Here is a 21,173-nt window from a genome sequence, read left to right on the forward strand (position 1 = left end):
ACAGACAACGCGACTCCTGTCGAAATTGTCGAACCCGGTGCAATGACTCAGCTGATTGAAATCCGGTAGAAAACTACTACCTCCAGGCCTCACACCGCATCGATACCGAACAGATGCCGCAGTACATAACCGGTCAGGAAGGCAAGCACCGCTGCCCCACCACCGAGCAGCAACGTCTTCAGGCCCGAGCGCAGTACCGGCTGCGCGTAAACCAGGCTTTTCAACATACCGATGACAAAAAACATCACCGCCGCCAGTGCGGCGCTGATGGCAAACTGCAGCGTCATCGAAAGGGCGTCGACAAGAAACGGCAACAGTGGCGCGGTGCCGACCAGAACGAAGGCGGAAAATGTGGCGAACGCCGAAGTCAGGGGACGGTAACGCGAGGGGCTGAGACCATATTCCTCGCTGACCATTGTCTCTATCCACAGCTGTCGGTCAGCGGTGATCGTCGCGACAATCTCTTCCAGCGTCTCACCGCTGAAACCCTTGCCGGCAAATATCTGGCGTATTTCCTCCCGCTCCCCCTCGGGAACGATACGAATATGTTCCTCTTCCGTGCGGCGCACCGCATCGACATGATCGCGCTCGGCATTGACCGCTTCGAAATTGCTCACGGCCATGCTGAAGCCATCGGCAATCAGGTTAGCGAAACCGAGGACCAGCACGACAACCGGGGCAAAGCCGGCTCCGAAAGCACCGGAGACAACCGCAAACGTTGTGACGCAGCCGTCGATGGCACCGAGGACAAAGTCCGATACCGAGTGCGCGCGCGGTGCCTGCTGCAGGCGGCGGGCAATATTCTCCGGTTCGTGCTCGCGCTGCAGGTTTTCCTGCTCCCTGGAGTTCACGCGGTACCTCTAACCGGGTTCCGGTGTGTCGGTGTCCTTCTGGCCGTGGCGGAGTTTTTCCCGGGCCTCGGCGGCGAGTGCCTCGTAGCGCTGCCGGAATTCCTCCAGACTGTCGTCATCCAGTTCCTCCAGGTCGAGCAGGGCGTTGTGCGCACCCTGCGTCGCGCGGATCAGTTCATCCAGCTTCAGCTGGATCGCCTCGGTATCCCTGTTCTGGGTATTCTGGATCAGGAACACCATCAGAAAAGTCACCGTGGTGGTGATGGTGTTGATGATCAGTTGCCAGGTATTACTGAAATGAAACAGCGGTCCGGAGATACCCCACACCAGGATAATCATGACCGCAGTGACAAAGACCCGTGGGCGACCGCAAAAATGCGCCGCCGATTTGGCGACCTGGGAATACCAGGTAATTTTTCGCATTGGCAGCTCTCCTCAAAGCAGGGCGACGGACGTTTCCGGTAGCCGCCGCCCTGAAGAGGATAGCCCCAATTTGTTGCCTATCCGGCTGGCGCTATATGGCCGGGCACGACAGCCCGGCCACACAAAGGCCGTCTAGCGAACAATAAACGTCGTCTGGTCGACGCCGGTATTCTTCGAGCGCGGATCGTAGGCATAGACCAGTAGCTGATACACGCCGGGCGCCGCCGAAGGCAGCGTACCGACAAAGGTGTTCGCCTGCTCCTGCATCTTGAGCGGTACCGTCTTGAGAGGCCGGCCATCCTTTTTGATGATCGCCGCGACTTCCAGCTTGTCCCCATCCCAGAGGCCGCCGGCGGTCAGCGGACAGCCGCACATCATCACCACATTGGCGCGTATCTCGAAGGGGCTGTCACCGGTGGCCGCGACGCTGTGGGTCTGCGGTGCCAGCACATCCACTACCATGCCGGGGATTTCGACAATCAGGCCATCGCCGTCGATGGGTTTGCCCGGCACCAGCCAGGTCTGGGTCTGCGCCAGCACCTGCGCCTGACGCTTACTGTGCGGTGCGAGCACTTCCACTGTCAGGAATACCGGCTCACTGATATTCAGCGTCGTGGAGAATTCTGCCGCCCCCTCGCTAATGGAACCGTAGCGCATGTGTGGCTGCTGCATGATTTTTTCGGTATTGCCGGTACTGCCCCTGGTCAGGCCTTCGGCGAGAATTCGCCCGCTGTCCGCATCGCGAATGCGCACCAGCGCACCGCCCATGGAGGTACCAATAAACTTGGCATCCTTGGCCCGCGCGTGCACGACGATTTTTGTGGGTGTTCCATCTGCCAGTGCCGGTACCGCGACAACAAGCAGCAGACAGATCATTATTTTTTTCCAAAGCGTCACTGAATTCTCTCCGTGATTTTAAGTTTGTTTCATCACCCCGGCCGGTCGGCCAGAACGTTCTCGATACGCCGGTCGGGAAGCAGCCATATCAGCGCCACGATCACATACAAACTCATGGACAGCCAGCGCCACTGAAACGCACAGAGTATCGCCGTGGCATAGAGTAGCGGCGACAGCCGTCCCTTCCAGTCACTCCCAATGGCACGCTTCAGGATTGAGCTTGGCCCCTGGGTCGCAATGATCAGATGCTGCAGCAGCCAGTAGGCCACCGACGCCATCAACAATACTATGCCGTAAAGCGCTGCCGGCGCGGCAGCGAAGTGATTCTCACCCATCCAGCCCGTTGTAAATGGAATCAGCGACAGCCAGAACAACAGGTGCAGATTTGCCCAGAGGATGGGACCGGTCGCCCGCTCAGAGGTGCTGAGCATATGGTGGTGGTTGTTCCAGTAGATGCCCAAATAGATGAAGCTCAAAATGTAGCTCAGAAACACCGGCACAACCGGCAGCAGAGCATCGAGCGTCTCACCGTGGGGTACCTTCATTTCCAGAATCATGATGGTGATCAGGATGGCAATAACGCCGTCGCTGAACGCCTCCACGCGATTAGTTCCCATCGATTACCCTTCGTTAAACCCTTTAAGCGGAATATCCGGTATAGGCCTCGTAAAGCACTAAGCCCATCAGCGCCCACACCGCCACACCGATAACAGTCCAGGCGTAGTTGGCTGCTGTGAACTGGGCATTGCTTTTACCTTCCGGGTCACCGCAAACGAGGTTGGCCACCGACTGCGCCCGGTAGAGTACCCAGGTAATCAATGGCAAGAGCCCGAGACTGACAACATCCAGCACCGAATACTCTGGCATCTTTGTAGAGATCCGATCCGCGATTGTACTGACAAGGGTTGCCAACACATAGACCGCGCCCATCCATTCCGGATTCCAGGAAATATTTTTTTCCGCTTCCCGCACGCGGCTATCCATTAAGCGAAACAGCGAGTGGGCAAAGAATATCGCGAAGATGGCCCTCGGGACCGGCCACATATCTTCGTTGTTGGCCCGCTTGTAGAGGCTCCAGTTTTTGTAAAACCAGTAAATTTCATAAATGCCGAAAGTAGCGATCATCAGCACAAGAAATTTCGTTTTGGAAACCACGTAAAATTCACGTGCGGTAGTAGTCGACTCCGACTGCAATTCCGCCGCCGGTGGCTGGTAAATATTGGCTTCCATAGACTGACTCCCTGTTATTTTTTTGGTGGGCAGTATCCGGCCAGGCAATGTTGGGCCGTTCGGGATACTGGTGGGCACTCGATCGAGATTGCCACGATTTAACAGGCAAGTCGAACCCAGGGGGGATCAGGGGGAATGGGAGGCACAGAAAATGGGGAAGGCTGCAAAGGCACTGCCGCCAGGCGGCGGCAGTGCCCTCACTGGAGGGGGATCAGCTGTTTTTAACCTGCTCGATCCAGCGGTTCACCCGGGTCTCCAGCATCGGCAGGGGCAGAGCGCCGCCGCCGAGTACCGTGTCGTGGAAACCGCGGATATCGAACTTGTCACCGAGTTCCTGTTTCGCGTGCTCACGCAGCTCGAGGATCTTCAGCATGCCGATTTTGTAGGAGGTCGCCTGGCCCGGCAGGGTCAGGTAGCGGCGGATTTCCGAACGCACCGCGCCTTCCGGCACCGCGGAGTTATCCAGGAAGTACTGTACCGCCTGCTCCTGGCTCCAACCTTTGGCGTGCATACCTGTGTCCACCACCAGGCGGATGGCTCGCCACATTTCCGCGGTCAGGCGGCCGAAGTCCCGGTAGGGATCCTGGAACTGGCCCATCTCCTTCGCCAGGCTCTCGGCGTAGAGCGCCCAGCCCTCGATATACGGCGTGAAGTGTGCCTGGGTGCGGAACTGCGGAATACCGGTCAGTTCCTGGGCGATCGAGATCTGCATATGGTGACCGGGGATACCCTCGTGGTAGGAAACGGTTTCCATATCGGTCTTCGAATTGCTGCCCATGTCAGACATGTGCACGTAGTAGACGCCGGGGCGCGAGCCATCCGGAGTGCCGGATTGATAGTGCTGGGCACCGCCATCCACTTCGCGGTAAGCCTCTACGCGTTTCACTTCCAGCTTGGCCTTGGGCAGTATGCCGAAATAATCGGGCAGCTTCTGCGTGACCTGGTCGAGGAACCCACTGACCTCCTTCAGGTAGGCCGCGCGGCCCGCATCGGTATTCGGGTAGTAGAACTGCTTGTCGGTGCGGATGAAGTTGAAGAACTCCTGCAGGCTGCCCTTGAAGCCAACCTGGTCCTTGATCGTTTCCATTTCCTTGCGGATACGCGCCACCTCGTCGAGGCCGATCTGGTGTACCTGGTCGGCGGTCAGGTCGAGGGTGGTGTAGTAGGCCAGGCGGTTCTGGTAGTAAGCCGCGCCGTTGGGCAGGCTGGAAACGCCTTTTGCCTCTTTGCTGGCGTTGTTGCGATCCGCTTTCAACCAGGCGATATAGGCATCGTAGGACGGCTTGAAGTTCTCGGTCAGGCTCTTGCGCACCTGGGCCAGCAACGCATCGGCCTTGGCCTGGTCGATCTTGCCCGCTTTCTGCAGGGCCTCAATTTTACCCTTGGCATCGGCGTACAGCGGTGAATCGCCCTCGCCACCGAAGGGGGCACCGGTAATGACATTGTGCGCGCGCTTGCCGGCGAGATCGTAGGCGAAGCGCGGCGGGCGGATACCGTCGGCAGCCGACAGTTTGGCGCGCTCGAGGCGCTGTCCCATCGCGCGGCTGATACCGCCGATCCGCTTGATATACGCTTGCATATCCTCGACGGAATCCACCTTGTGGTAATTGATCAGGAAGGACGGCAGGGAGTCTTCCGGCCCGCCCAGCTCACCGGCGAAATAGGAATAGCGCTTGAAAGGCTCGGCGGCCTTGGCCTGTTTGTACTGGAAAACCCACAGGTCGTAGGATTCTTTGCCGGCCTTGGTCAGCTTGTCGTAGTCGAAATTCTTCTTCAGGTCTTCGACGGTTTTCGCCTGCCAGGCCAGTTCGCGCGCATCGGCGGCCTCGCTCATGTCGTCGATCTGGTCGTATTTGTCCTTGCGACCCAGAGCGGTCAGTTCCATCGGGCTGAACTGCAGCTCTTCCTCGTAGCGCGCGTCGAACCACTGGTTCAGGCGCTTGGTTTCCGTCGCCTGATCGACGCTCTGGGTGCCGGCTGTGGCGGCGACATTACCGGGTTGCAGCTGGTTGGCGCTGACCTCGGTCATCTGCTGGCAGCCGCTGAGTACGGCCAGGGCCAGCAGGCTGGGGATCAGGGGGCCCCGGGTCACGGGAGTTGGCAACTTGATACGCATTATGGTGCCTCGGTCATTTTTTATACGGAAAAATCGCCCGCTACTTTGTCACGAAAAGGCACGGGAGTCGATTGAGGCAGGCAGTCGCCGCGGCGCGATTGCGCCGAGCGGAGGGAATTGTGGGACGAGAGTGCCGGCCCGCGCTCGGGGCCGGGCCGGGACCGGCTTCAGTTCTCGCTGGGATCCGCGGAGCCAACCAGCTCGCGGCGCTTGCGCCAGCGCTTGTAGCGGGCGTGGACACCGCGGGTCAGCAGGGACGAGTAGTTTTCGAGGATATCCACTCCCAGCAGTACAAAGATCACCAGCAGCGCCAGGGTGATCGCCGTACCCAGGGCACCGAAGCCAATCAGCGTACCGATGGCGGCCTGCACCCAGATGGTCGCCGCCGAGGTCACACCCACGACGACGCCGTCGCGGGCCAGCATCACACCGGCGCCGAGGAAGCCGATTCCGGTGATGATCTGCCCAAGCACCCGCGCCTGGTCGGCGCCGCCGCCGACCGAGACCGCCAGCGCGGTGAACGCGTAGGTGCCCAGTACGATCAGGATCGAGGTGCGGATACCCACCGGCTTGCCGCGGAACTGTCGCTCCAGGCCGATGGCCCCGGCACACAGCATGGCGGTGAGCACGCCGCTCCAGGTCAGCGGTGCTATTGCGAACAGGTTATTCATGCACTGTCTGCTCGCGGCGCTGGTCGGCGACCTGGTTGACGATATGCAATTCCCGCTGCGGGAAGGGGATCGTCAGCCCTTCGGCCTCCAGGGCGGGCTTGAGTTTTTTCATCAGCGCCCAGTACACATCCCAGTATTCGTCGGTGCGCGCCCAGGCGCGCAGGTGCAGGTTGACCGAGCTGTCCGCCAGGGCGCGCACGGCAAAGGCCGGAGCGGGTTCCGGCAGGATGCGCTCCTCTTCTGCCACCAGGCGGCGCAGCACTTCCATACCGGTGTCGATGCTGTCGCCATAGGCGATGCTGGCGACGATCTCGATACGGCGGGTGGCGTTGCGGGTAAAGTTGGTCAGGGTCTGGCCCCAGACATTGCTGTTGGGTGCAGAAATACGCAGGCCGTCGGTGGTATCCAGCTGGGTGGTAAACAGCCCCACCTCCTGCACCGTCCCCATGATATCGCCGAACTGGATGAAATCTCCCACGCGGAAGGGTCGCAATCCCAGCAGGATAAAACCGGCGGCGATATTCTGCAGGGTATCCTTCAGCGCCAGGCCGACGGCGATGCCGGTGGCACCCAGCAGTGCGACCAGGCTGGTGGTGTTGACGCCGAAGCTGCCCAGCACCATCAGCAGGCCGACGATATAAACGCCCCACACGGCCATATTCGACAGCACCGGGATCAGGGTCGCGTCGAGGCGCCCCGACAGGCGCTGGACGCCCCGGCGCGCGAGACGCGCGGCGAAACCGGTGGCGATCAGAATCAGGATCGCCTTGCCAAGCGCGATCGCCAGCACCATCAGATGCGGCCAGTACTCACTTACCAACTCGTTGATATCCATCCGGCAGACTCCTCCGTTGTTGAGTTCTGTATTGCCGCAGCATAAGGCAACCGGGACGGCAGATCAGCGGTCTACAGCAGTTTTTTTGCGGCGGCCTCGTCGAGACATTCGCGGTGGGCCGGGCAGGTCACCAGGTGATCATTGACCATGCCGGTGGCCTGCATATGGGCGTACATGATCGTCGAGCCGACAAAATTGAAACCGGCCTTCTTCAGGGCCTTGCTCATCGCATCGGACTCGGCCGTGGTCGCCGGCACCTGCTTGAGGCTGCGGCGCTTGTTGACCAGCACCCGGCCATCGGTGAATTGCCACAGGAACTCTCCCAGGGTTTGGCCGGCGTCCCAGAGCGCGAGCGTCGCGCGGGCGTTCCTGACGGCGGACTCCACTTTTAACCGGTTGCGGATGATGCCCGGGTCCTGCAGCAGTTTTTCAATTTTCTTCGGTGAGTAGCGCGCGATTTTCTGCGGGTCAAAGCCGTCGAATACCTTGCGGTAGTGTTCGCGCTTGTTCAGCACCGTAATCCAGGCGAGTCCCGCCTGGGCACCTTCGAGCAGCAGAAACTCGAACAGGGTGGCGTCGTCGGTAGCCGGACGGCCCCACTCCTCATCGTGGTATTGCTGGTACAGCGGTGAACTCAGGCACCAGCCACAACGTTTTTCCGCCATTGTTCCCTCCAGGGTTGCCGATGCTACTGCGCACCGGACAGGAAATAGTGCTGGACCAGCTGCAGTATCAGCAGCAGTGCGACCAGCGTGAAAAGTAGGTTGCGGCGGTTCACTGACTACCCTCCGTGGCAGCTGCGGACGTTTCCAGCAGCTTCTGTTCTACCAGCCAGTCGCGGCATTCGCGCAGCATCGAATCCAGTTCCAGATCGGTGCGGTAGTCCAGTTCCCGCTCGGCCTTGGCGCTGCTCGCCACCACGCGCCGGGTGATCAACGCGGCCTTTTCCGGCGTGATTGTCGGCTCGCGTCCGCTGATGCGCGACCAGCTGTCGGACAGCCAACCCACGGTGCGAATCACAAAGGCGGGCGTGGTGCGCTGCGGCACCGGCTTGCCGAGCAGTGCGGCAATGCGCCCGAAGAACTCCAGGAAGCTGGCATCGGTCCCGGCCAGAATATAATTTTCTCCGCAGCGGCCGCGGTGATACGCGTTGATATGGGCGCGCGCCACCGCACCGGCGTGACAGAAAGAGCCTCGCCCCGGTGGCACGCCGGGAAGCTGGCCCTTTTCGATCATAAAAAACGTCTGTGCCCAGCTGCTGGTATCGTACTTGCCGACAATCGCACAGGGATTCAGGAACACCGCATCCAGCCCCTTTTCGATTTCCGCGCGCACTGCCAGCTCCGCGCGCTTCTTCGTATACAGATAACCACTGCGCGGGTCGTCGGCCAGCTGTGGGCTGTTTTCATCGATGCAGTCGCGCTGGTAACCGTAGGCGGAAATGGAACTGGTGACGATCATCCGGCCGGCATTTTTCTCCCGCGCAATCCGCGCGATATTGGCCGAGCCCTCCACATTGTCGCGCCACTGTTGCGCATTGCCACCGCGCCACATGCTGGTATTGGCAGCCACATGGAACACTGCGTCGACTTTTTCCGGCACAGCCGCGCGCAGTGAATCCAGATCATCCAGGGATGCGGGCACCGGCTCGGCACCCAGCGCTTGCAGGCGGCGGATATCCGACGACGGGCGGTGCATGGCAGTCACTTTCCATCCGTCGGCTTTCAACTGTTCGATCAGGTTGGCGCCGAGGAAACCGGTACCGCCGGTGATAAATGCATGTTTCAAACTGTAATCTCTTTGTCGAGTTAGTCATTCTGTGAGTGCGGAGAGGAGTGATGGCAGGCGTTCGGGAAAAAACCTCATCGGCAAATATTTCCCGAACGCCTGCCACCACCCCGCTGGACTATTCAGCGTTCTGGGAGAATCGAACCGTACTTGCAAAATTCTGCACTGCGGCTCCTCACATCCCGCTATATCCCCGCAAAAGATCACTTGCGACAAAGGTGCAGCGGCGGGCATCTGGCAAATATTTACCGCTCAGGTTTTTTGCCGGTTGCCCGCCGCCGCACCTCCTCTCTACGGAGCCCCTGCCTGAGATCAGTCGATCTTCATTCCGAGGTGGTCGGCGAGGAAACTCCACTGGTTGGCAAAGTCCTCCACCTGCATCCACATCGGCTTACCGGCACCGTGACCGGCGCGGGTTTCGATCGCCAGCCAGATCGGGTTGTCACAGCCCTGGTCCCGCTGCAGCGCCGCGGCAAACTTGTAGCTGTGCCAGGGCACCACACGGTCGTCGTGATCGGCAGTGGTGATCAGGGTCGGCGGGTAGCACTTGCCCTTGACGGTATTGTGCGCGGGCGAATAGGCGTAGAGCGCGTCAAATTCCTTTTTGTTTTCGCTCAGGCCGTAGTCGCTGGACCACTGGCGCGCATTGGCCGAGGCCGTCTGGTAGCGCAGCATATCCAGTACACCCACCGCCGGCAGGGCCGCGGCAAACAGATCCGGGCGCTGGGTCAGGGTTGCGCCCGCCAGCAGGCCGCCATTGGAGCGCCCGCTGATCGCGAGTTTCTTCGGCGACGTGATCTTCTGGTCGATCAGCCACTCGGCCGCGCCGATGAAATCGTCGAACACATTCTGCTTGTGGGTCTTGGTTCCCGCCTGGTGCCAAGCTTCACCGTATTCGCTGCCACCGCGCAGGTTGGCCACGGCCAGGGTGCCGCCCATATCCAGCCAGCCGGCAAAGCGGGTAAAGAACTCGGGGGTGATGGCGATATTGAAGCCACCGTATCCGTACAACAGCGTGGGATTGCTGCCGTCTTTCTTCATGTCCTTTCTCGACACCAGGAACAGCGGCACGCGTGTGCCGTCCTTGCTCTTGTAAAAGTGCTGGGTCACGGTCAGGTTGGAGAAGTCCGCCGGGTAGTCGGGCGCCTTGTACAGTTCGCTTTTGCCGGTCTCTACATTCAGGTGGTAGACGCTCGGCGGCGTAATGAAGTTGCTGAAGCTGTAGAAGGTTTCCGGATCATCCGGTTCGCCATAGAACCCGGCAACAGAACCCATGCCGGGCAATTTCAGCTCGTACTGTTTTTTGCCGTTCAAATCGGTCACCACCACTTCCGACTTGGCATCCTGCAGATAGTGCAGCACGAAACGGTCGCCGATCAGGGAGGCGCCCTGCAGCGCATTTTTCTGTTCCGGCACCAGGTTGCGCCAGTGCTTTCTGTCCGGCTGGTCCAGGTCCACGGCTATGATGCGGCCCAGCGGGGCATCGGCGGTGGTCTGGAAATAGAAGGTTTTGCCTTTGTTGCCCAGGTAGTAATAGAGCCCGTCCCAGTCGTCGAGCAGCTTGACCACCTTCGCGCTCTTATCGCGCAGGTCCCTGTAGTAAACACCACTCACGTCGTAGCCCTGGTCGATATTGAATACCAGGTAATTGCCGTCGTGGCTCACTTCCGCGTAGACGTTGCGGTCGTCGTGGCCGGTAATTTTGTAGATCCGCCGATCGCTGCTCTGCGGCTCACCGAGTTTGTGGAAGTACACCGCAACCTGTTTGCTGTCGTCGGCGCTGCGGCTTGAGTCTTTGGCTTTGTCTACAAAGGGGTAGCGGCTGTAGTAGAAACCGGACTCGTCCTTGGCCCAGCTGACACCGCTGAACTTGATACCCTTGAGCAGGTCCTTCAGGTCCCTGCCACTGTTCAGGTCGCGCACATGGTAGTCGGTCCAGTCGGTACCGCCGTCGGTGGTGCCGTAGGCCAGGTAGCGGCCCGTGGGGCTGACCTTGTAACGGCGGGCGGCGATGGTGCCGTCCTCGCTCAGCTTGCGCGGATCCAGCGCCACGCTGCCGTCTTTGCCGAGCTTACCCGTCTCATAGAAGACGCTCTGATCCCAGGTGCCGTCGTTGTATTCATAGAAATACTTGCCGGCCTTCTTGTAAGGCACACCGAAACGCTCGTACTGCCACAGCTCGCCGAGGCGCTTGTTCAGCTTGTCCCAGCCCGGCAGTTTTTTCAGGCGCGGCAATGAATGGTCATTTTCCGCCTTGACCCACGCCTTGACCTGCTTCGAATCCAGATCTTCCATCCAGCGGTAGGGATCCGCCACCTTGGTGCCGAAATAGTCGTCGGTCTGATCGACGGTGGGCGTCTTGGGGTAACCCGCCGCGAGCGCGACCGAGCTCACCAGGGCACTGACGGCCATTATTAGAATCTGTTTTTTCATACCGTGGTTTCCGGTTTATTCAACTCTTGACCTTGGCTAATCTATGGCATTTCCCCCGCAGGTTCCAGCACGCGCCAGACGAGCCGAGGACCTGCGGCGATCGCGGCAAAACCACTGACAAAATCGAGAGAATGATGCGAGGACTGATTCAGCGTGTGAGTCACGCCAGGGTGGATGTGAACGGCCAAACCGTGGGAGCCATAGACCGCGGCCTGTTGCTGCTACTCGGCGTGGAGTCGCGTGACGACCGGGAGACGGCGGACAAGCTGCTGCACAAGGTACTGCACTACCGGGTATTCGGCGACGACAGCGGCCGCATGAACCTGAATGTGCAGCAGGCGGGCGGTGGGCTGCTGGTGGTAAGCCAGTTCACCCTGGTGGCGGAAACGGCCCGCGGCCTGCGCCCCAGTTTCAGCCGCGGCGCCACGCCGCAACAAGCCGAGGAGCTCTACGACTACTTCGTCGAGCGCGCCCGGGCTCAGTTCTCGCCGGTCGCCACCGGCGTGTTTGCCGCAGACATGCAGGTTTCGCTGTCAAACGACGGCCCGGTCACTTTCCTGCTGGAATCCTGATACGCAGCGGTGAGCGCGGACATGCGCTGCTTGCGCGTCTTTTTGTCCAGCTTGCCGAGCTTTTCCGCCGCGTCGTAAAACGCCGGCCAGTCGCCGCTCTGCTGATACAGCTGCTTGAATGCCGGGACCTGTGACTGGTATTCCGCCACCAGCGCCAGCGTGGCGTTGTTGGTCTTGTCGATGTAATAGCGGTAGCGCTCCGGGTGGGGCCAGCCCACCGACAGTTTGCGGTAGCAGGCACGCAGTCGCTCCAGTGTGGCCGCCTTGCGCGTGCGCTTCTCGACATCACTGATATCCGCCTTGTAGACCGTTTCCAGCTGCTTGCGTGTCGCCAGCATCAGGTGATTGACCGCCAGCGCCTGGGCAATGCGGTTGGCCGCCGGTCCGTTGTAACCATAACGCTTCCGCCAGTCGGGCAACGCAATTTGCGACACCGCGGTGGCGAAGCTCTCGTTGAATTGGGTATCGCCGGATATATACACGCGGCGGTGCGCCAGCTCGTGGAACAGCAACCCGGCCAGGCGCTCCGGTGACCAGTTGACGAAGCTCGACAATATCGGGTCGTCGAACCAGCCCAGTGTGCTGTAGGCCGGAACCGGTCCCAGATAGACATCGTATCCCTTCGCGAGCAGTTCATTGCCTTTGGCCTGTGCGGATGCCTTGCTGAAATAGCCGCGGTAGCTGGCACAGCCGACAAATGGGTAGCACCAGCGCTTCGGCGACAGGGAAAACTCCGGCGCCGCCAGCACGTTCCACAGCGGGTATTCCTCTTCCAGTTTTACATAGGAGCCGTAGGCGCGGCCTACCGGCAGCTGCAGTTCGCCGCTGGCGTAGGCGCGGATAGACTGCACCAGCCGCAACTGCTTCTGCAGTTTTTCGTTGGTATCGGCGGCGGCGGTAACGTCACTGATCGGCTCCCGGGCCGCGAGGATACGGAGCTGCCCCGTCGCCGCCTGGGTGTAGTAACTCGCCGTTTCACAACCCGCCAGAATTCCCATTGTGCACAGCGCCGCACAGAAGATTACGAGGCGCGACAGATTCGACCACCGATAGCTGTTATACACTCTATTACCCGTGTTTTATTCGCCGCTGATCCTGAAGGAGTCAGGCATGGACTCGGCAGCCGCCGGTACGGGCATGCAGCCCGTCGCCGCCCTATTGACCATCTTCGCCCTGGTTTTTGCCGCCATCTGCTGGCTGCGGCTGGTGCGTGTCTGTTTCGGACAGGACACCCTGCTCGGCATTATTGCCGTATTGTTGCCGCCACTGGCACTGCTTTCACTGCTGCCGCGCTGGCGGCAGTACCGGGAACTGCTCCTGCTCGCCGCCGCGTCGCTGACCTGTATCATCATAGCCACAAACCTGTGAGCCTATAAACGCCATCAGCGCTATCCAACCGCCATGCCGCTTGATCCAAATCAAGGCACCATTTCCGCAAGTTCTTATTCTGACCCCGAGTTAACTGATTTAAGCGGAGAACCGAGATGGACGCGTGGATCGACCTGTTTACCAGCCTGTCAGGGCTGCTGAGCCTGGGCATCATCGCCTTTGTCTGTGTCATGGCGGCCTATATATTGCGGCTGGCGCTGCGCAATATACGCGAGGAACGCTGATACCTTTTCAGCTGACGCCCAATTGCTGATCTACTGCTGAATTTTTGCGATGCGACCGGAATTTTTTCGTTTCGCGGCTTTCCAACCTGTGGCAGCCTGTTCGAAGAGTTTCAGCAAGGATCAAGCAGTATGTATCGATTGACCCTAACCTGCATCGTCTGCGCGGCGCTCGTCGCCGGCTGTAATCACGATGGCAGAGAAACATCCGTGGATATCCGGACGGTTGACTACCAGTGTGAAAATAGCGAAACACTGCAGGTCAAATATGTCATGCCGCAAAGCGGGCCTTCGATGGCGACACTCGCCTTCCAGAACAAGCTGGTACCGATGCACCAAGAGCGTGCGGCTTCCGGTGTGCTGTATGTGGCCGACAAGGGCCAGCCAGGCTACCGCTGGCACAGCAAAGGCGACGGCGGCATATTGCAGTTACAGGAGCTGGGCGAAATAGAGACCGCGACAGTGCTAAAAGGCTGCAGCGCCGTCGAATAACAGCCGCGAGCCTCAAGCGGCGCCTAACCATCTGCGGCACAGTCAAATTGCTGTGCTGCCTCCCCGGTGAAAAATCCCCATCGCAAATAGGTTACCGCCTGCCGTATCACCTCCCGATCTGCGGCAATGCCGCCATGTGTCTGCGGCAAAACCAGAAAAGCGCACATGGCTTCGGCCTGCGCACTCTTCACGGAAATACGACCGTCGTCCTCCCCGGGTAGTAACACCGAGGCAAGCGGATTCAACGAATGGTTTCCGGCAATGATGCCGGCGTCGAAGCGCAGCGGCCCCAACTGCAGTGGCACGCTGTTGACGCCAGTACCCAACTGTCGACCTGCGGGGCCGTTGATGTCCTTGATGATAGGGATATGGTCCAGCAGGTCACCGATGCGACTGCCGTGGTTTGGCGGCGCCAGCATCACCACCCGATGCACGTTATCGGCGGAACGGTACTCATAGAAGAAACGCACCAGAATGCCGCCCAATGAGTGAGTGACAAAATTAATGGGATGCGCATTCACACGCAGGCATTTTTCCAGCCCCGCATTGATGGCCAGCGGTGCCAGTTCGGCGATGGGTAGCTGCCGCGACGGATAGTCGATATTCGCCACATAAAAGCCGGCGTCAATCAGTTGCCGTTGTAGCGGTTGCAGGCTGGTGGAATCTTTGGTGAGTCCGTGCAGCAGGATCACGCATTCGGTCTGCGTATCTGCCGCGCGGGCGGCGAGGGTGGCGAAGAGAAGGAGCAGCGCGGCGGCGCACAGTGCGATGCGCATTCCGCCGCGCTGCTCCTCAGGCATTTTCCTGCTTTTCTGCCGACTTGATCCAACGGCCGAAAAAGATACCCACCTCAAACAGCAGCCACATGGGCACCGCGAGCAGGGACTGGGACAGGATATCCGGCGGCGTCAACAACATACCCACCACGAAACAGGCGACAATAACATAACCGCGCTTGGCCGCCAGCGACTTGGCATCCACAACGCCGCTCCAGATCAGCAGCAGCGTGGCAATGGGTATCTCGAAAGCAAAGCCAAAGGCGAAAAACAGCTTCAGCACCAGGTCCAGATAGCGGCTGATGTCCGGCATCACCTTGATATCCGAGGGCGCCGAACTGACGAAGAATTCGAATAGGATCGGGAACACCACAAAATAGGCAAACGCCATGCCCGCATAAAAAAGAATGACACTGGAAATCAGGATCGGAACCGCAAAACGTTTTTCGTTCTGGTATAGGCCCGGGGCAATAAAGGCCCAGGCCTGATAGAGCACAAAGGGTACCGAGACAAAAAATGCCAGAACGAAGGTGGTCTTGAACGGCGTGAAGAAGGGCGAGGTTACTTCGGTGGCAATCATGCCCGCGCCGGCTACTAGACGCTCCTGCAGCGGCTCGGCCACGAAGTGGTAGATCTCGGCGGCAAAGGGCACCATGCAGGCAAATATCAGAACCACCACGACCAGCGTCTTCAGCAGGCGGTTGCGCAGCTCGATCAGGTGATCGATGAACGGCTGGTTACTCTCTTCCACGGCCTCGTTATTGTCGGGCTGGTCGCTCATGACTGGCTGTCTTTCCCTTTCGGCGGCTCTTCTTTTTCGACGTCGGCAACTTCTTCCACCTCATCGACAAAGTGGTCCGGGTGATGCTCGTTGAATTCCGGATCGCCGAAGTCGTGCCAGTGTTCCGGATATTCCGGATCCTGCAGATCCTCCGCGTTTTCATCCTCTTCCGGCAGGTAATCCTCGGCTTCGACCGTCGGATGGGGCTGCGACTTGGATACCTCCGGCTGCTGCACCTCCTGCCCGATGTTGCCAATGGCCTGCTCCATCTCCCGGCGACTGTCTTCCAGCTCGCGCATGATGCGCTCATTGTGCAGTTCCCGCCGGATGTCGTCAGCGCCGATTTCCTTTTCCAGTTCCTCGCGCGCATTGTGCAGCGTACGCTTGAGGCCAGACCACCAGCGCGCGGTCGTGCGCACGGCGTCGGGCAGGCGCTCCGGCCCGACGACGAGCAGCGTCACGATGCCGACCAGCAGGAGTTCAAAAAAGCCGATATCAAACACGGAGTAACGCTCGCGTTATTTGTCCTGGGACTGCTTGTCCTTGTCTTTCACAGAATCCGTGCCCGGCTTCTGCGGCTCGTCGTGCTGCAAGCGGTCGGCATCTTTTTCCGACTCCTCTTCGGACTCCTTACCCTCGTCTTTCATGGCCTTCTTGAAACCCTTGATGGCACCGCCGAGATCACCGCCGAGGTTTTTCAGACGCTTGGTGCCGAACAGCAACAAGACGATCACCAGAATGATCAACAGCTGCCAGATGCTAATTCCGCCAAAACCCATAACCTTCTCCTGATTGATAGCAATGCCCGCCAAACGGATTGGGGGGCCTGGTTTCTATTATTCCTGACGCTGTCCGTGCGACTGGCCGCGCGCGGCCTTTTCTTCCAGCCCAGAGAGACCGAAGCGACGCCCCAGCTCCTGTAAAACATCCTGAGAATCCGCCCCCAGGTGCGAGAGCATGATCAGGGAGTGGAACCAGAGGTCGGCGGTCTCGGCAATCATCGCCTGACGGTCGCCACCGTGTTCCGCATCCTTCGCGGCGAGGATCACTTCCGTGGCCTCCTCACCGACTTTTTCCAGAATCTTGTTCAGGCCCTTGTGGTGCAGGCTGGCCACGTAGGATGTGTCGGCGTTCGCGGCTTCCTTGCGGCTGGCGAGCACCGCGTCCAGTTCGCGCAGCAGATCGCTCATAGGGCCCTCACTTGTAAATGGTTTCCGGACTCTTGATAACCGGCTGGTTTGCCCGCCAGTTGCCGTCTTCCAGCACGCGGTAGAAGCAGCTGGTGCGACCGGTGTGGCAGGCGATGCCACCCTGCTGCTCTACCAGCAGCAACACCGTGTCGCCGTCGCAGTCGAGACGGATCTCGCGCACCTGCTGGGTGTGCCCGGACGACTCGCCCTTGCGCCAGAGTTTACCGCGGGAGCGCGACCAGTAGACGGCAATACCTTCGCTCACTGTCAGCGCCAGGGATTCGCGGTTCATCCAGGCCATCATCAGTATGCGCCCGGTCTTGGCGTCCTGCGCTATCGCGGGTACCAGCCCGTCACTGTTCCAGGTGACCTGGTCGATAAAGTCGGCGCTCGGATCTGTCTGCGTCAATGTCCCTTCCTTCAGACCTTGTCTAATTATTGTAGGTTGGCGTCTACCGCAATCCTCATGGCCACAGTAGCAGCGCCAGCGCCAGCACGCCGGTAATCCAGCCTGCGGGCGGCAGCTGTGCCAGCCAGCCCGGGGCGATCAGCGCGGCGGTACCGGCGGCCAGCAGCACACCGGCGACCCGGCGCAGGTACTGCCGGCGCCCGCGGCGGTGGCTCAGCGCCAGCTGTTCGCCGATACCCTGCAACTGTGGTGCCAGTTCCCGTGACTGGTCCAGCGCCGAATAAACCAGCTGCGGCAGTTGCGGAAACTTCTCCAGCCACTCCGGTCCGTAGCGCTTGATTTCGCCGAGTATCGTTTTCGGGTGAATGCGCTCACGCATCCAGCGCTCGAGAAATGGATGGGCAGTCTTCCACAGATCCAGTTCCGGATAAAGCTGCCGGCCGAGCCCCTCGATATTGAGCAGGGTTTTCTGCAGCAGCACCAGCTGCGGCTGCACGGCCATATCGAAGCGCCTCGCGGTCTGGAACAGGCTGATCAGTACACGGGCGAAGGAGATCTCGCCCAGCGGTTTTTCAAAGATCGGTTCGCACACGGCGCGGATCGCCGCCTCGAAGGTGTTCACCGGCGTGTCCGCGCGCACCCAGCCGCTCTGTACGTGCAGTTCCGCCACCATGCGGTAGTCACGGCGGAACATCGCCAGCAGGTTACGCGCCAGGTAGTACTGGTCTTCCCGCGACAGGCTGCCGACGATGGCCGTATCGATAGCGATGTACTGGGGCCGCTGCGGGTGCTGGCGCGACACGAAAATATTGCCCGGGTGCATGTCGGCGTGGAAGAAATTGTGCTCGAACACCTGCTTGAAGAAAATCTCCACGCCGCGCTCGGCGAGCAGTTTCATATTGGTGTCCTGGGCGCGCAGCTGCGCCAGGTCGGTCACCGGAATACCGTCGATGCGCTCCAGTACCAGCACGTTCTCGCGGGTGTAATCCCAGTGCACCTCGGGAATATACAAAAGCGGGGAATTGGCGAAATTGCGTTTCAGCTGGGTGCCGTTGGCGGCCTCGCGCACCAGGTCCAGCTCGCCCTCGATGGTGTGGCGGTAGTCCTCGACCACTTCCACCGGGCGCAGGCGGCGGCCGTCCGGCACAAAGCGCTGGATCCAGCGCGCGATTACGCGCAGCAGGCGCAGGTCCTGCTGGATGATCTTGTCGATGCCGGGGCGCAGCACCTTGACCACCACCGACTCGCCGCTCTTCAGTACGGCGCCGTGCACCTGCGCCACCGACGCGGAGGCCAGCGGCTCGCGCTCGAAATCGGCAAAGAGTTCGTCGACGCTGCCCTCGAGCGCCGCCTCAATGCGCGCGATGCACTGGTCGACGGGGAAGGGCGGCACATTGTCCTGCAGGTGGTCGAGCTCCTCGACCATATCCGGCGGGAGCAGATCCGGGCGCGTGGACAGCAGCTGGCCGAACTTGACGAAGATGGGCCCCAGCTCTTCCAGTGCGCGGCGCAGGCGCTCGCCGCGGCCCATTTTCGGCTGCGGCAAGATTTTCATCGGCGCCCACAGCGCGCGCAGCCACAGCGGGCGGCGTCCCGCCGGCAGGAGATCGTCGAGGCGGTAGCGCAGGAACACCCGCGCGATGGTAAGACTGCGTGTAACCGGCAAAACTACGCGTCCCCCCGGCGGGAGAAGCGCTCGCGCAGTATCTGCACCCGCGCGTCCAGGCGATCGGTGGCCAGCGCCAGGTCGGCCAGGTCCTCGGCGAACGCCTCGAACTGCGCCTTCGGCGGAGTCATCTGCCACTCCTCACTGACTGCCTCGGCGGCGGCTTCCGGCGCGCGCTGCAGGTTGGCGGTCAGCCAGCGGCTGGCCGAACGCAGGGCATTGCCGACCGTGTGCGCGGGCACGTCACCGACCAGTTGCGCCAGCGGCGCCTCCCAGTCGATATCCAGATCCCGCAGTATCGCCTGCAGTTCCGCCAGCAGGGCGCTGGAGCCAGTGATGCTCACACCGAGCTTGGCCGGCGTGGCGTTCGAGTCGCGCAGCAGGCGCAGGAAAGCGATCGCCGAACCGGTCAGGCCCGTGGTGACGGTGCCCTCCCAATGGTTGCGCACGCGCACCTGGTCGCCTTCGATACACAGGAAAAATTCCAGCGCCGGCGCCGTGAGGTGCAGCGCCATAACCCGGCCATCGAGCTTGCCCAGGCGGGCGCGGGTGCCGGGATCGTATTGCAGCGCCGCGTTGATCGCGGTTTCCAGGGCGGCGTCAAAGCCGCTACGCAGTGTTGGGTCCACGGTAGCTTCCTTCGCGATGGAACCTTAGGGCTTGATGCCTTTGTGCAGGGCGACGATGCCGCCGGTCATGTTGTGGAATTCGCAGTCGACAAAACCGGCGTCCTGCATCATCTGCTTGAGGGTTTCCTGGTCCGGGTGCATGCGGATGCTCTCCGCCAGGTAGCGGTAGCTGTCGGCGTCGTCGGCCACCAGCTTGCCCATGAACGGCAGCAGGCGGAAGGAGTACTGGTCGTAGACCTTCTCCAGCAGCTTCGACTGCGGCTTGGAGAACTCCAGCACCAGCAGGCGCCCGCCGGGCTTCAGCACCCGCAGCATAGAGCGCAGGGCCAGGTCCTTGTCGGTGACGTTGCGCAGGCCGAAGGCGATGGTGATGCAGTCGAAGGTATTGTCGGGGAACGGCAGGTACTGGGCGTCCGCCTGCACCGGCACCACATTGCCGGCGATGCCGCGGTCCAGCAGGCGGTCGCGGCCCACTTTGAGCATCGACTCGTTGATATCCGCCAGCACCACCTGGCCCTCGGGACCGACAATGCGCGAGAAGCGCGCAGTCAGGTCGCCGGTACCGCCGGCGATATCCAGAATCGTCTGTCCCGGTCGGGCACCGGAAAGCTCGATGGTGAACCGTTTCCACAGCCGGTGGATGCCGCCGGACATCAGGTCGTTCATCACATCGTAGCGCGCCGCCACCGAGTGGAAGACATCTGCCACGCGGCCGGCCTTTTCGTCTACCGGTACCTCTTGATAGCCGAAATGGGTGGTCTTGCGATCCTTCATGCTGAGCCTGCTGAGCCACTGTTATGCCAAATATAGGGGCGCCATTGTACATTGACCGGGCCGCCGCGGCACCGCCGCTCGCTAAACTTTACCGCGAGCAGATCGGTGAAACGCACAGAACGCAGTGGCGGAGAGAAGCATGGCCTATCAGCTGGATGGCGACATTACCCTGCCGGCAACCCTTCACAAGACCGCGCGGTGGCAACTGGCGGCCGCACAGCGCGACTTCGCCGAACTGTCCGAAGAGGAGGCCGTGCACGCGCTGCGCAAGCACTGCAAGAAAATGCGCGCATTGCTGCGCCTCGTCCGGCGCGATATCGGCGACCTCTACGCCGAGGAAAATGCCCACTACCGCGAACTCGCCAACAGCCTGTCCGGCAGTCGCGACGCGGTCTCGATACGCGACGCGCTGCTGACGCTGGCAAGTGCGGAGGAATTCCCGGACATCATGGCCTTTCTGGAATCCCGCGTGGCCCATGGCGCCGACCCGCAGGCGATGGAACAAGCGGCGGAACAATTGCGCCAGGGCGCCGCGCGCGTTGACGGCTGGCCCCTGGAGAGCCTGGACTGGCCGTGCGCCTGCAAAGGATACCGGCGCGGTTACAGGCGCGCGCGCAAGGCGATGAAGCGGGCGCTCAAAAATGAAACCGCGGCGGAATTCCACGAGTACCGCAAGCGGGTGAAAGACCACTGGTATCACACGCGCCTGCTGGAGAAAAAATACCCCCGGGCACTTCGCGGGCGGCGCAAGCCGCTGAAGGAACTCGCCCAGGCGCTGGGAGACTGGCGCGACCTGACCCTGCTGTGCGAGTTATTACGCCAGAACGAGACCGTACTGGGTGCCGAACTGGCACCACTACTGAAACGCGCGAAGCGACAGCACGAGGCACTACGGGAGACCACCGAACGGCTGGGGCGCGACCTCTTTGTCGAAAAATCATTCACATTGAAAGCCGATTCGCGCTAAACGGTGACTACCGCCGGTCGGCTTGCGAGATCATTTCAGCGCCGGACACGATATATTTGGCAT

26 protein-coding genes are annotated in these 21,173 nt (G+C 60.7%); 5 read left to right on the top strand and 21 right to left on the bottom strand.

All coding sequences use genetic code 11. The features are described 5' to 3' along the window. Nucleotides 1-89: 89 nt before the first annotated feature. The 11 genes from IG168_RS06400 to IG168_RS06450 all read right to left on the bottom strand — a co-directional run bounded on the left by IG168_RS06400 (nt 90) and on the right by IG168_RS06450 (nt 11,244). On the bottom strand, nt 90-851 hold the full coding sequence (locus IG168_RS06400; RefSeq protein ID WP_193163035.1) for a VIT1/CCC1 transporter family protein: 762 nt from the start codon (nt 849-851) through the stop codon (nt 90-92). 9 nt (nt 852-860) lie between these two features. After that, nucleotides 861-1,274, bottom strand: coding sequence for a low affinity iron permease family protein (locus IG168_RS06405; protein WP_193163037.1), 414 nt, complete (start codon nt 1,272-1,274; stop codon nt 861-863). Between the two features lie 132 nt (nt 1,275-1,406). Next, a complete protein-coding gene (locus IG168_RS06410) occupies nt 1,407-2,150 on the bottom strand; it encodes a hypothetical protein (protein WP_193163039.1) in 744 nt (247 codons plus the stop codon). A 53-nt stretch (nt 2,151-2,203) separates the two neighbouring features. Further along, nucleotides 2,204-2,788: a TMEM175 family protein gene (locus IG168_RS06415; RefSeq protein WP_193163041.1), complete on the bottom strand. Its 585-nt coding sequence runs from the start codon at nt 2,786-2,788 to the stop codon at nt 2,204-2,206. A gap of 22 nt (nt 2,789-2,810) precedes the next feature. Continuing rightward, a complete protein-coding gene (locus IG168_RS06420) occupies nt 2,811-3,401 on the bottom strand; it encodes a hypothetical protein (RefSeq protein ID WP_193163043.1) in 591 nt (196 codons plus the stop codon). Between the two features lie 211 nt (nt 3,402-3,612). Then, nucleotides 3,613-5,517 (bottom strand): DUF885 domain-containing protein, encoded by a 1,905-nt coding sequence (locus IG168_RS06425; protein WP_193163045.1) that lies wholly within the window; start codon nt 5,515-5,517, stop codon nt 3,613-3,615. 167 nt (nt 5,518-5,684) lie between these two features. Next, on the bottom strand, nt 5,685-6,188 hold the full coding sequence (locus IG168_RS06430) for an MgtC/SapB family protein (protein WP_193163047.1): 504 nt from the start codon (nt 6,186-6,188) through the stop codon (nt 5,685-5,687). Continuing rightward, a complete protein-coding gene (locus IG168_RS06435; RefSeq protein ID WP_193163049.1) occupies nt 6,181-7,023 on the bottom strand; it encodes a mechanosensitive ion channel family protein in 843 nt (280 codons plus the stop codon). Before IG168_RS06435 ends, IG168_RS06430 begins: the two co-directional genes overlap by 8 nt. A gap of 71 nt (nt 7,024-7,094) precedes the next feature. Then, on the bottom strand, nt 7,095-7,688 hold the full coding sequence (locus IG168_RS06440; RefSeq protein ID WP_193163051.1) for a DNA-3-methyladenine glycosylase I: 594 nt from the start codon (nt 7,686-7,688) through the stop codon (nt 7,095-7,097). 109 nt (nt 7,689-7,797) lie between these two features. Further along, nucleotides 7,798-8,811: an SDR family oxidoreductase gene (locus tag IG168_RS06445; protein ID WP_193163053.1), complete on the bottom strand. Its 1,014-nt coding sequence runs from the start codon at nt 8,809-8,811 to the stop codon at nt 7,798-7,800. A gap of 312 nt (nt 8,812-9,123) precedes the next feature. Then, nucleotides 9,124-11,244: a prolyl oligopeptidase family serine peptidase gene (locus IG168_RS06450; RefSeq protein ID WP_193163055.1), complete on the bottom strand. Its 2,121-nt coding sequence runs from the start codon at nt 11,242-11,244 to the stop codon at nt 9,124-9,126. Nucleotides 11,245-11,378: 134 nt separating this feature from the next. On the opposite strand from IG168_RS06450, the gene dtd reads away from it, so the two are divergent. After that, on the top strand, nt 11,379-11,816 hold the full coding sequence (dtd, locus tag IG168_RS06455) for a D-aminoacyl-tRNA deacylase (protein ID WP_193163558.1): 438 nt from the start codon (nt 11,379-11,381) through the stop codon (nt 11,814-11,816). On the opposite strand, the gene IG168_RS06460 is transcribed toward dtd, so the two are convergent. Beyond that, on the bottom strand, nt 11,723-12,814 hold the full coding sequence (locus tag IG168_RS06460) for an aminopeptidase (RefSeq protein ID WP_193163057.1): 1,092 nt from the start codon (nt 12,812-12,814) through the stop codon (nt 11,723-11,725). The two genes, dtd and IG168_RS06460, sit on opposite strands and share 94 nt — an antisense overlap. Nucleotides 12,815-12,926: 112 nt before the next feature. Here IG168_RS06460 and IG168_RS06465 point away from each other — a divergent pair, with 112 nt between their 5' ends. The 3 genes from IG168_RS06465 (at nt 12,927) to IG168_RS06475 (ending at nt 13,918) form a co-directional block, all read left to right on the top strand. Further along, a complete protein-coding gene (locus tag IG168_RS06465; RefSeq protein ID WP_193163059.1) occupies nt 12,927-13,184 on the top strand; it encodes a hypothetical protein in 258 nt (85 codons plus the stop codon). Between the two features lie 116 nt (nt 13,185-13,300). Continuing rightward, nucleotides 13,301-13,429, top strand: coding sequence for a DUF3149 domain-containing protein (locus IG168_RS06470; RefSeq protein ID WP_193163061.1), 129 nt, complete (start codon nt 13,301-13,303; stop codon nt 13,427-13,429). A 129-nt stretch (nt 13,430-13,558) separates the two neighbouring features. Then, entirely contained in the window at nt 13,559-13,918 is a 360-nt protein-coding gene (locus IG168_RS06475) for an MliC family protein (protein ID WP_193163063.1), read from the top strand. 23 nt (nt 13,919-13,941) lie between these two features. Here IG168_RS06475 and IG168_RS06480 read toward each other — a convergent pair whose 3' ends face one another. From IG168_RS06480 to ubiE, 9 genes are read right to left on the bottom strand one after another with little or no spacing between them, the layout of a single operon-like run. After that, nucleotides 13,942-14,694, bottom strand: a complete 753-nt coding sequence (locus IG168_RS06480; RefSeq protein ID WP_193163065.1) for an esterase/lipase family protein — start codon at nt 14,692-14,694, stop codon at nt 13,942-13,944. Nucleotides 14,695-14,710: 16 nt separating this feature from the next. After that, nucleotides 14,711-15,475, bottom strand: a complete 765-nt coding sequence (tatC, locus tag IG168_RS06485) for a twin-arginine translocase subunit TatC (protein WP_193163067.1) — start codon at nt 15,473-15,475, stop codon at nt 14,711-14,713. Continuing rightward, complete coding sequence (gene tatB / locus IG168_RS06490) at nt 15,472-15,978, bottom strand: Sec-independent protein translocase protein TatB (RefSeq protein WP_193163070.1); 507 nt, start codon at nt 15,976-15,978, stop codon at nt 15,472-15,474. Before tatB ends, tatC begins: the two co-directional genes overlap by 4 nt. 15 nt (nt 15,979-15,993) lie before the next feature. Then, nucleotides 15,994-16,254 (bottom strand): Sec-independent protein translocase subunit TatA, encoded by a 261-nt coding sequence (gene tatA / locus IG168_RS06495; protein WP_193163072.1) that lies wholly within the window; start codon nt 16,252-16,254, stop codon nt 15,994-15,996. Nucleotides 16,255-16,311: 57 nt separating this feature from the next. Beyond that, nucleotides 16,312-16,665: a phosphoribosyl-ATP diphosphatase gene (locus IG168_RS06500; RefSeq protein WP_193163074.1), complete on the bottom strand. Its 354-nt coding sequence runs from the start codon at nt 16,663-16,665 to the stop codon at nt 16,312-16,314. 7 nt (nt 16,666-16,672) lie between these two features. Then, nucleotides 16,673-17,074: a phosphoribosyl-AMP cyclohydrolase gene (gene hisI / locus IG168_RS06505; RefSeq protein ID WP_193163076.1), complete on the bottom strand. Its 402-nt coding sequence runs from the start codon at nt 17,072-17,074 to the stop codon at nt 16,673-16,675. Between the two features lie 55 nt (nt 17,075-17,129). Then, nucleotides 17,130-18,740: a ubiquinone biosynthesis regulatory protein kinase UbiB gene (ubiB, locus tag IG168_RS06510; RefSeq protein WP_193163078.1), complete on the bottom strand. Its 1,611-nt coding sequence runs from the start codon at nt 18,738-18,740 to the stop codon at nt 17,130-17,132. A 2-nt stretch (nt 18,741-18,742) separates the two neighbouring features. Continuing rightward, nucleotides 18,743-19,369, bottom strand: a complete 627-nt coding sequence (locus tag IG168_RS06515) for a ubiquinone biosynthesis accessory factor UbiJ (protein ID WP_193163080.1) — start codon at nt 19,367-19,369, stop codon at nt 18,743-18,745. Nucleotides 19,370-19,393: 24 nt separating this feature from the next. Further along, nucleotides 19,394-20,143 (bottom strand): bifunctional demethylmenaquinone methyltransferase/2-methoxy-6-polyprenyl-1,4-benzoquinol methylase UbiE, encoded by a 750-nt coding sequence (gene ubiE, locus IG168_RS06520; protein ID WP_193163083.1) that lies wholly within the window; start codon nt 20,141-20,143, stop codon nt 19,394-19,396. A 139-nt stretch (nt 20,144-20,282) separates the two neighbouring features. Between ubiE and IG168_RS06525 the strand changes: the two genes are divergently transcribed. Then, a complete protein-coding gene (locus IG168_RS06525) occupies nt 20,283-21,110 on the top strand; it encodes a CHAD domain-containing protein (protein WP_193163085.1) in 828 nt (275 codons plus the stop codon). Nucleotides 21,111-21,173: the final 63 nt, after the last annotated feature.

The sequence above is a fragment of the Microbulbifer hainanensis genome (genome assembly GCF_014904735.1).
GTDB classification, from domain to species: Bacteria; Pseudomonadota; Gammaproteobacteria; order Pseudomonadales; family Cellvibrionaceae; genus Microbulbifer; species Microbulbifer hainanensis.

Bases quoted from the DNA above. Each gene is read 5' to 3' on its own strand.
- IG168_RS06435 (WP_193163049.1), bottom strand. From the start codon at position 7,023: ATGGATATCAACGAGTTGGTAAGTGAGTACTGGCCGCATCTGATGGTG.
- IG168_RS06410 (WP_193163039.1), bottom strand. From the start codon at position 2,150: ATGATCTGTCTGCTGCTTGTTGTCGCGGTACCGGCACTGGCAGATGGA.
- IG168_RS06470 (WP_193163061.1), top strand. From the start codon at position 13,301: ATGGACGCGTGGATCGACCTGTTTACCAGCCTGTCAGGGCTGCTGAGC.
- IG168_RS06465 (WP_193163059.1), top strand. From the start codon at position 12,927: ATGGACTCGGCAGCCGCCGGTACGGGCATGCAGCCCGTCGCCGCCCTA.
- dtd (WP_193163558.1), top strand. From the start codon at position 11,379: ATGCGAGGACTGATTCAGCGTGTGAGTCACGCCAGGGTGGATGTGAAC.
- IG168_RS06420 (WP_193163043.1), bottom strand. From the start codon at position 3,401: ATGGAAGCCAATATTTACCAGCCACCGGCGGCGGAATTGCAGTCGGAG.
- tatC (WP_193163067.1), bottom strand. From the start codon at position 15,475: ATGAGCGACCAGCCCGACAATAACGAGGCCGTGGAAGAGAGTAACCAG.
- IG168_RS06430 (WP_193163047.1), bottom strand. From the start codon at position 6,188: ATGAATAACCTGTTCGCAATAGCACCGCTGACCTGGAGCGGCGTGCTC.
- IG168_RS06425 (WP_193163045.1), bottom strand. From the start codon at position 5,517: ATGCGTATCAAGTTGCCAACTCCCGTGACCCGGGGCCCCCTGATCCCC.
- IG168_RS06500 (WP_193163074.1), bottom strand. From the start codon at position 16,665: ATGAGCGATCTGCTGCGCGAACTGGACGCGGTGCTCGCCAGCCGCAAG.
- IG168_RS06525 (WP_193163085.1), top strand. From the start codon at position 20,283: ATGGCCTATCAGCTGGATGGCGACATTACCCTGCCGGCAACCCTTCAC.
- tatA (WP_193163072.1), bottom strand. From the start codon at position 16,254: ATGGGTTTTGGCGGAATTAGCATCTGGCAGCTGTTGATCATTCTGGTG.
- IG168_RS06440 (WP_193163051.1), bottom strand. From the start codon at position 7,688: ATGGCGGAAAAACGTTGTGGCTGGTGCCTGAGTTCACCGCTGTACCAG.
- ubiE (WP_193163083.1), bottom strand. From the start codon at position 20,143: ATGAAGGATCGCAAGACCACCCATTTCGGCTATCAAGAGGTACCGGTA.
- IG168_RS06450 (WP_193163055.1), bottom strand. From the start codon at position 11,244: ATGAAAAAACAGATTCTAATAATGGCCGTCAGTGCCCTGGTGAGCTCG.
- IG168_RS06475 (WP_193163063.1), top strand. From the start codon at position 13,559: ATGTATCGATTGACCCTAACCTGCATCGTCTGCGCGGCGCTCGTCGCC.
- IG168_RS06480 (WP_193163065.1), bottom strand. From the start codon at position 14,694: ATGCGCATCGCACTGTGCGCCGCCGCGCTGCTCCTTCTCTTCGCCACC.
- IG168_RS06405 (WP_193163037.1), bottom strand. From the start codon at position 1,274: ATGCGAAAAATTACCTGGTATTCCCAGGTCGCCAAATCGGCGGCGCAT.
- IG168_RS06415 (WP_193163041.1), bottom strand. From the start codon at position 2,788: ATGGGAACTAATCGCGTGGAGGCGTTCAGCGACGGCGTTATTGCCATC.
- IG168_RS06460 (WP_193163057.1), bottom strand. From the start codon at position 12,814: ATGGGAATTCTGGCGGGTTGTGAAACGGCGAGTTACTACACCCAGGCG.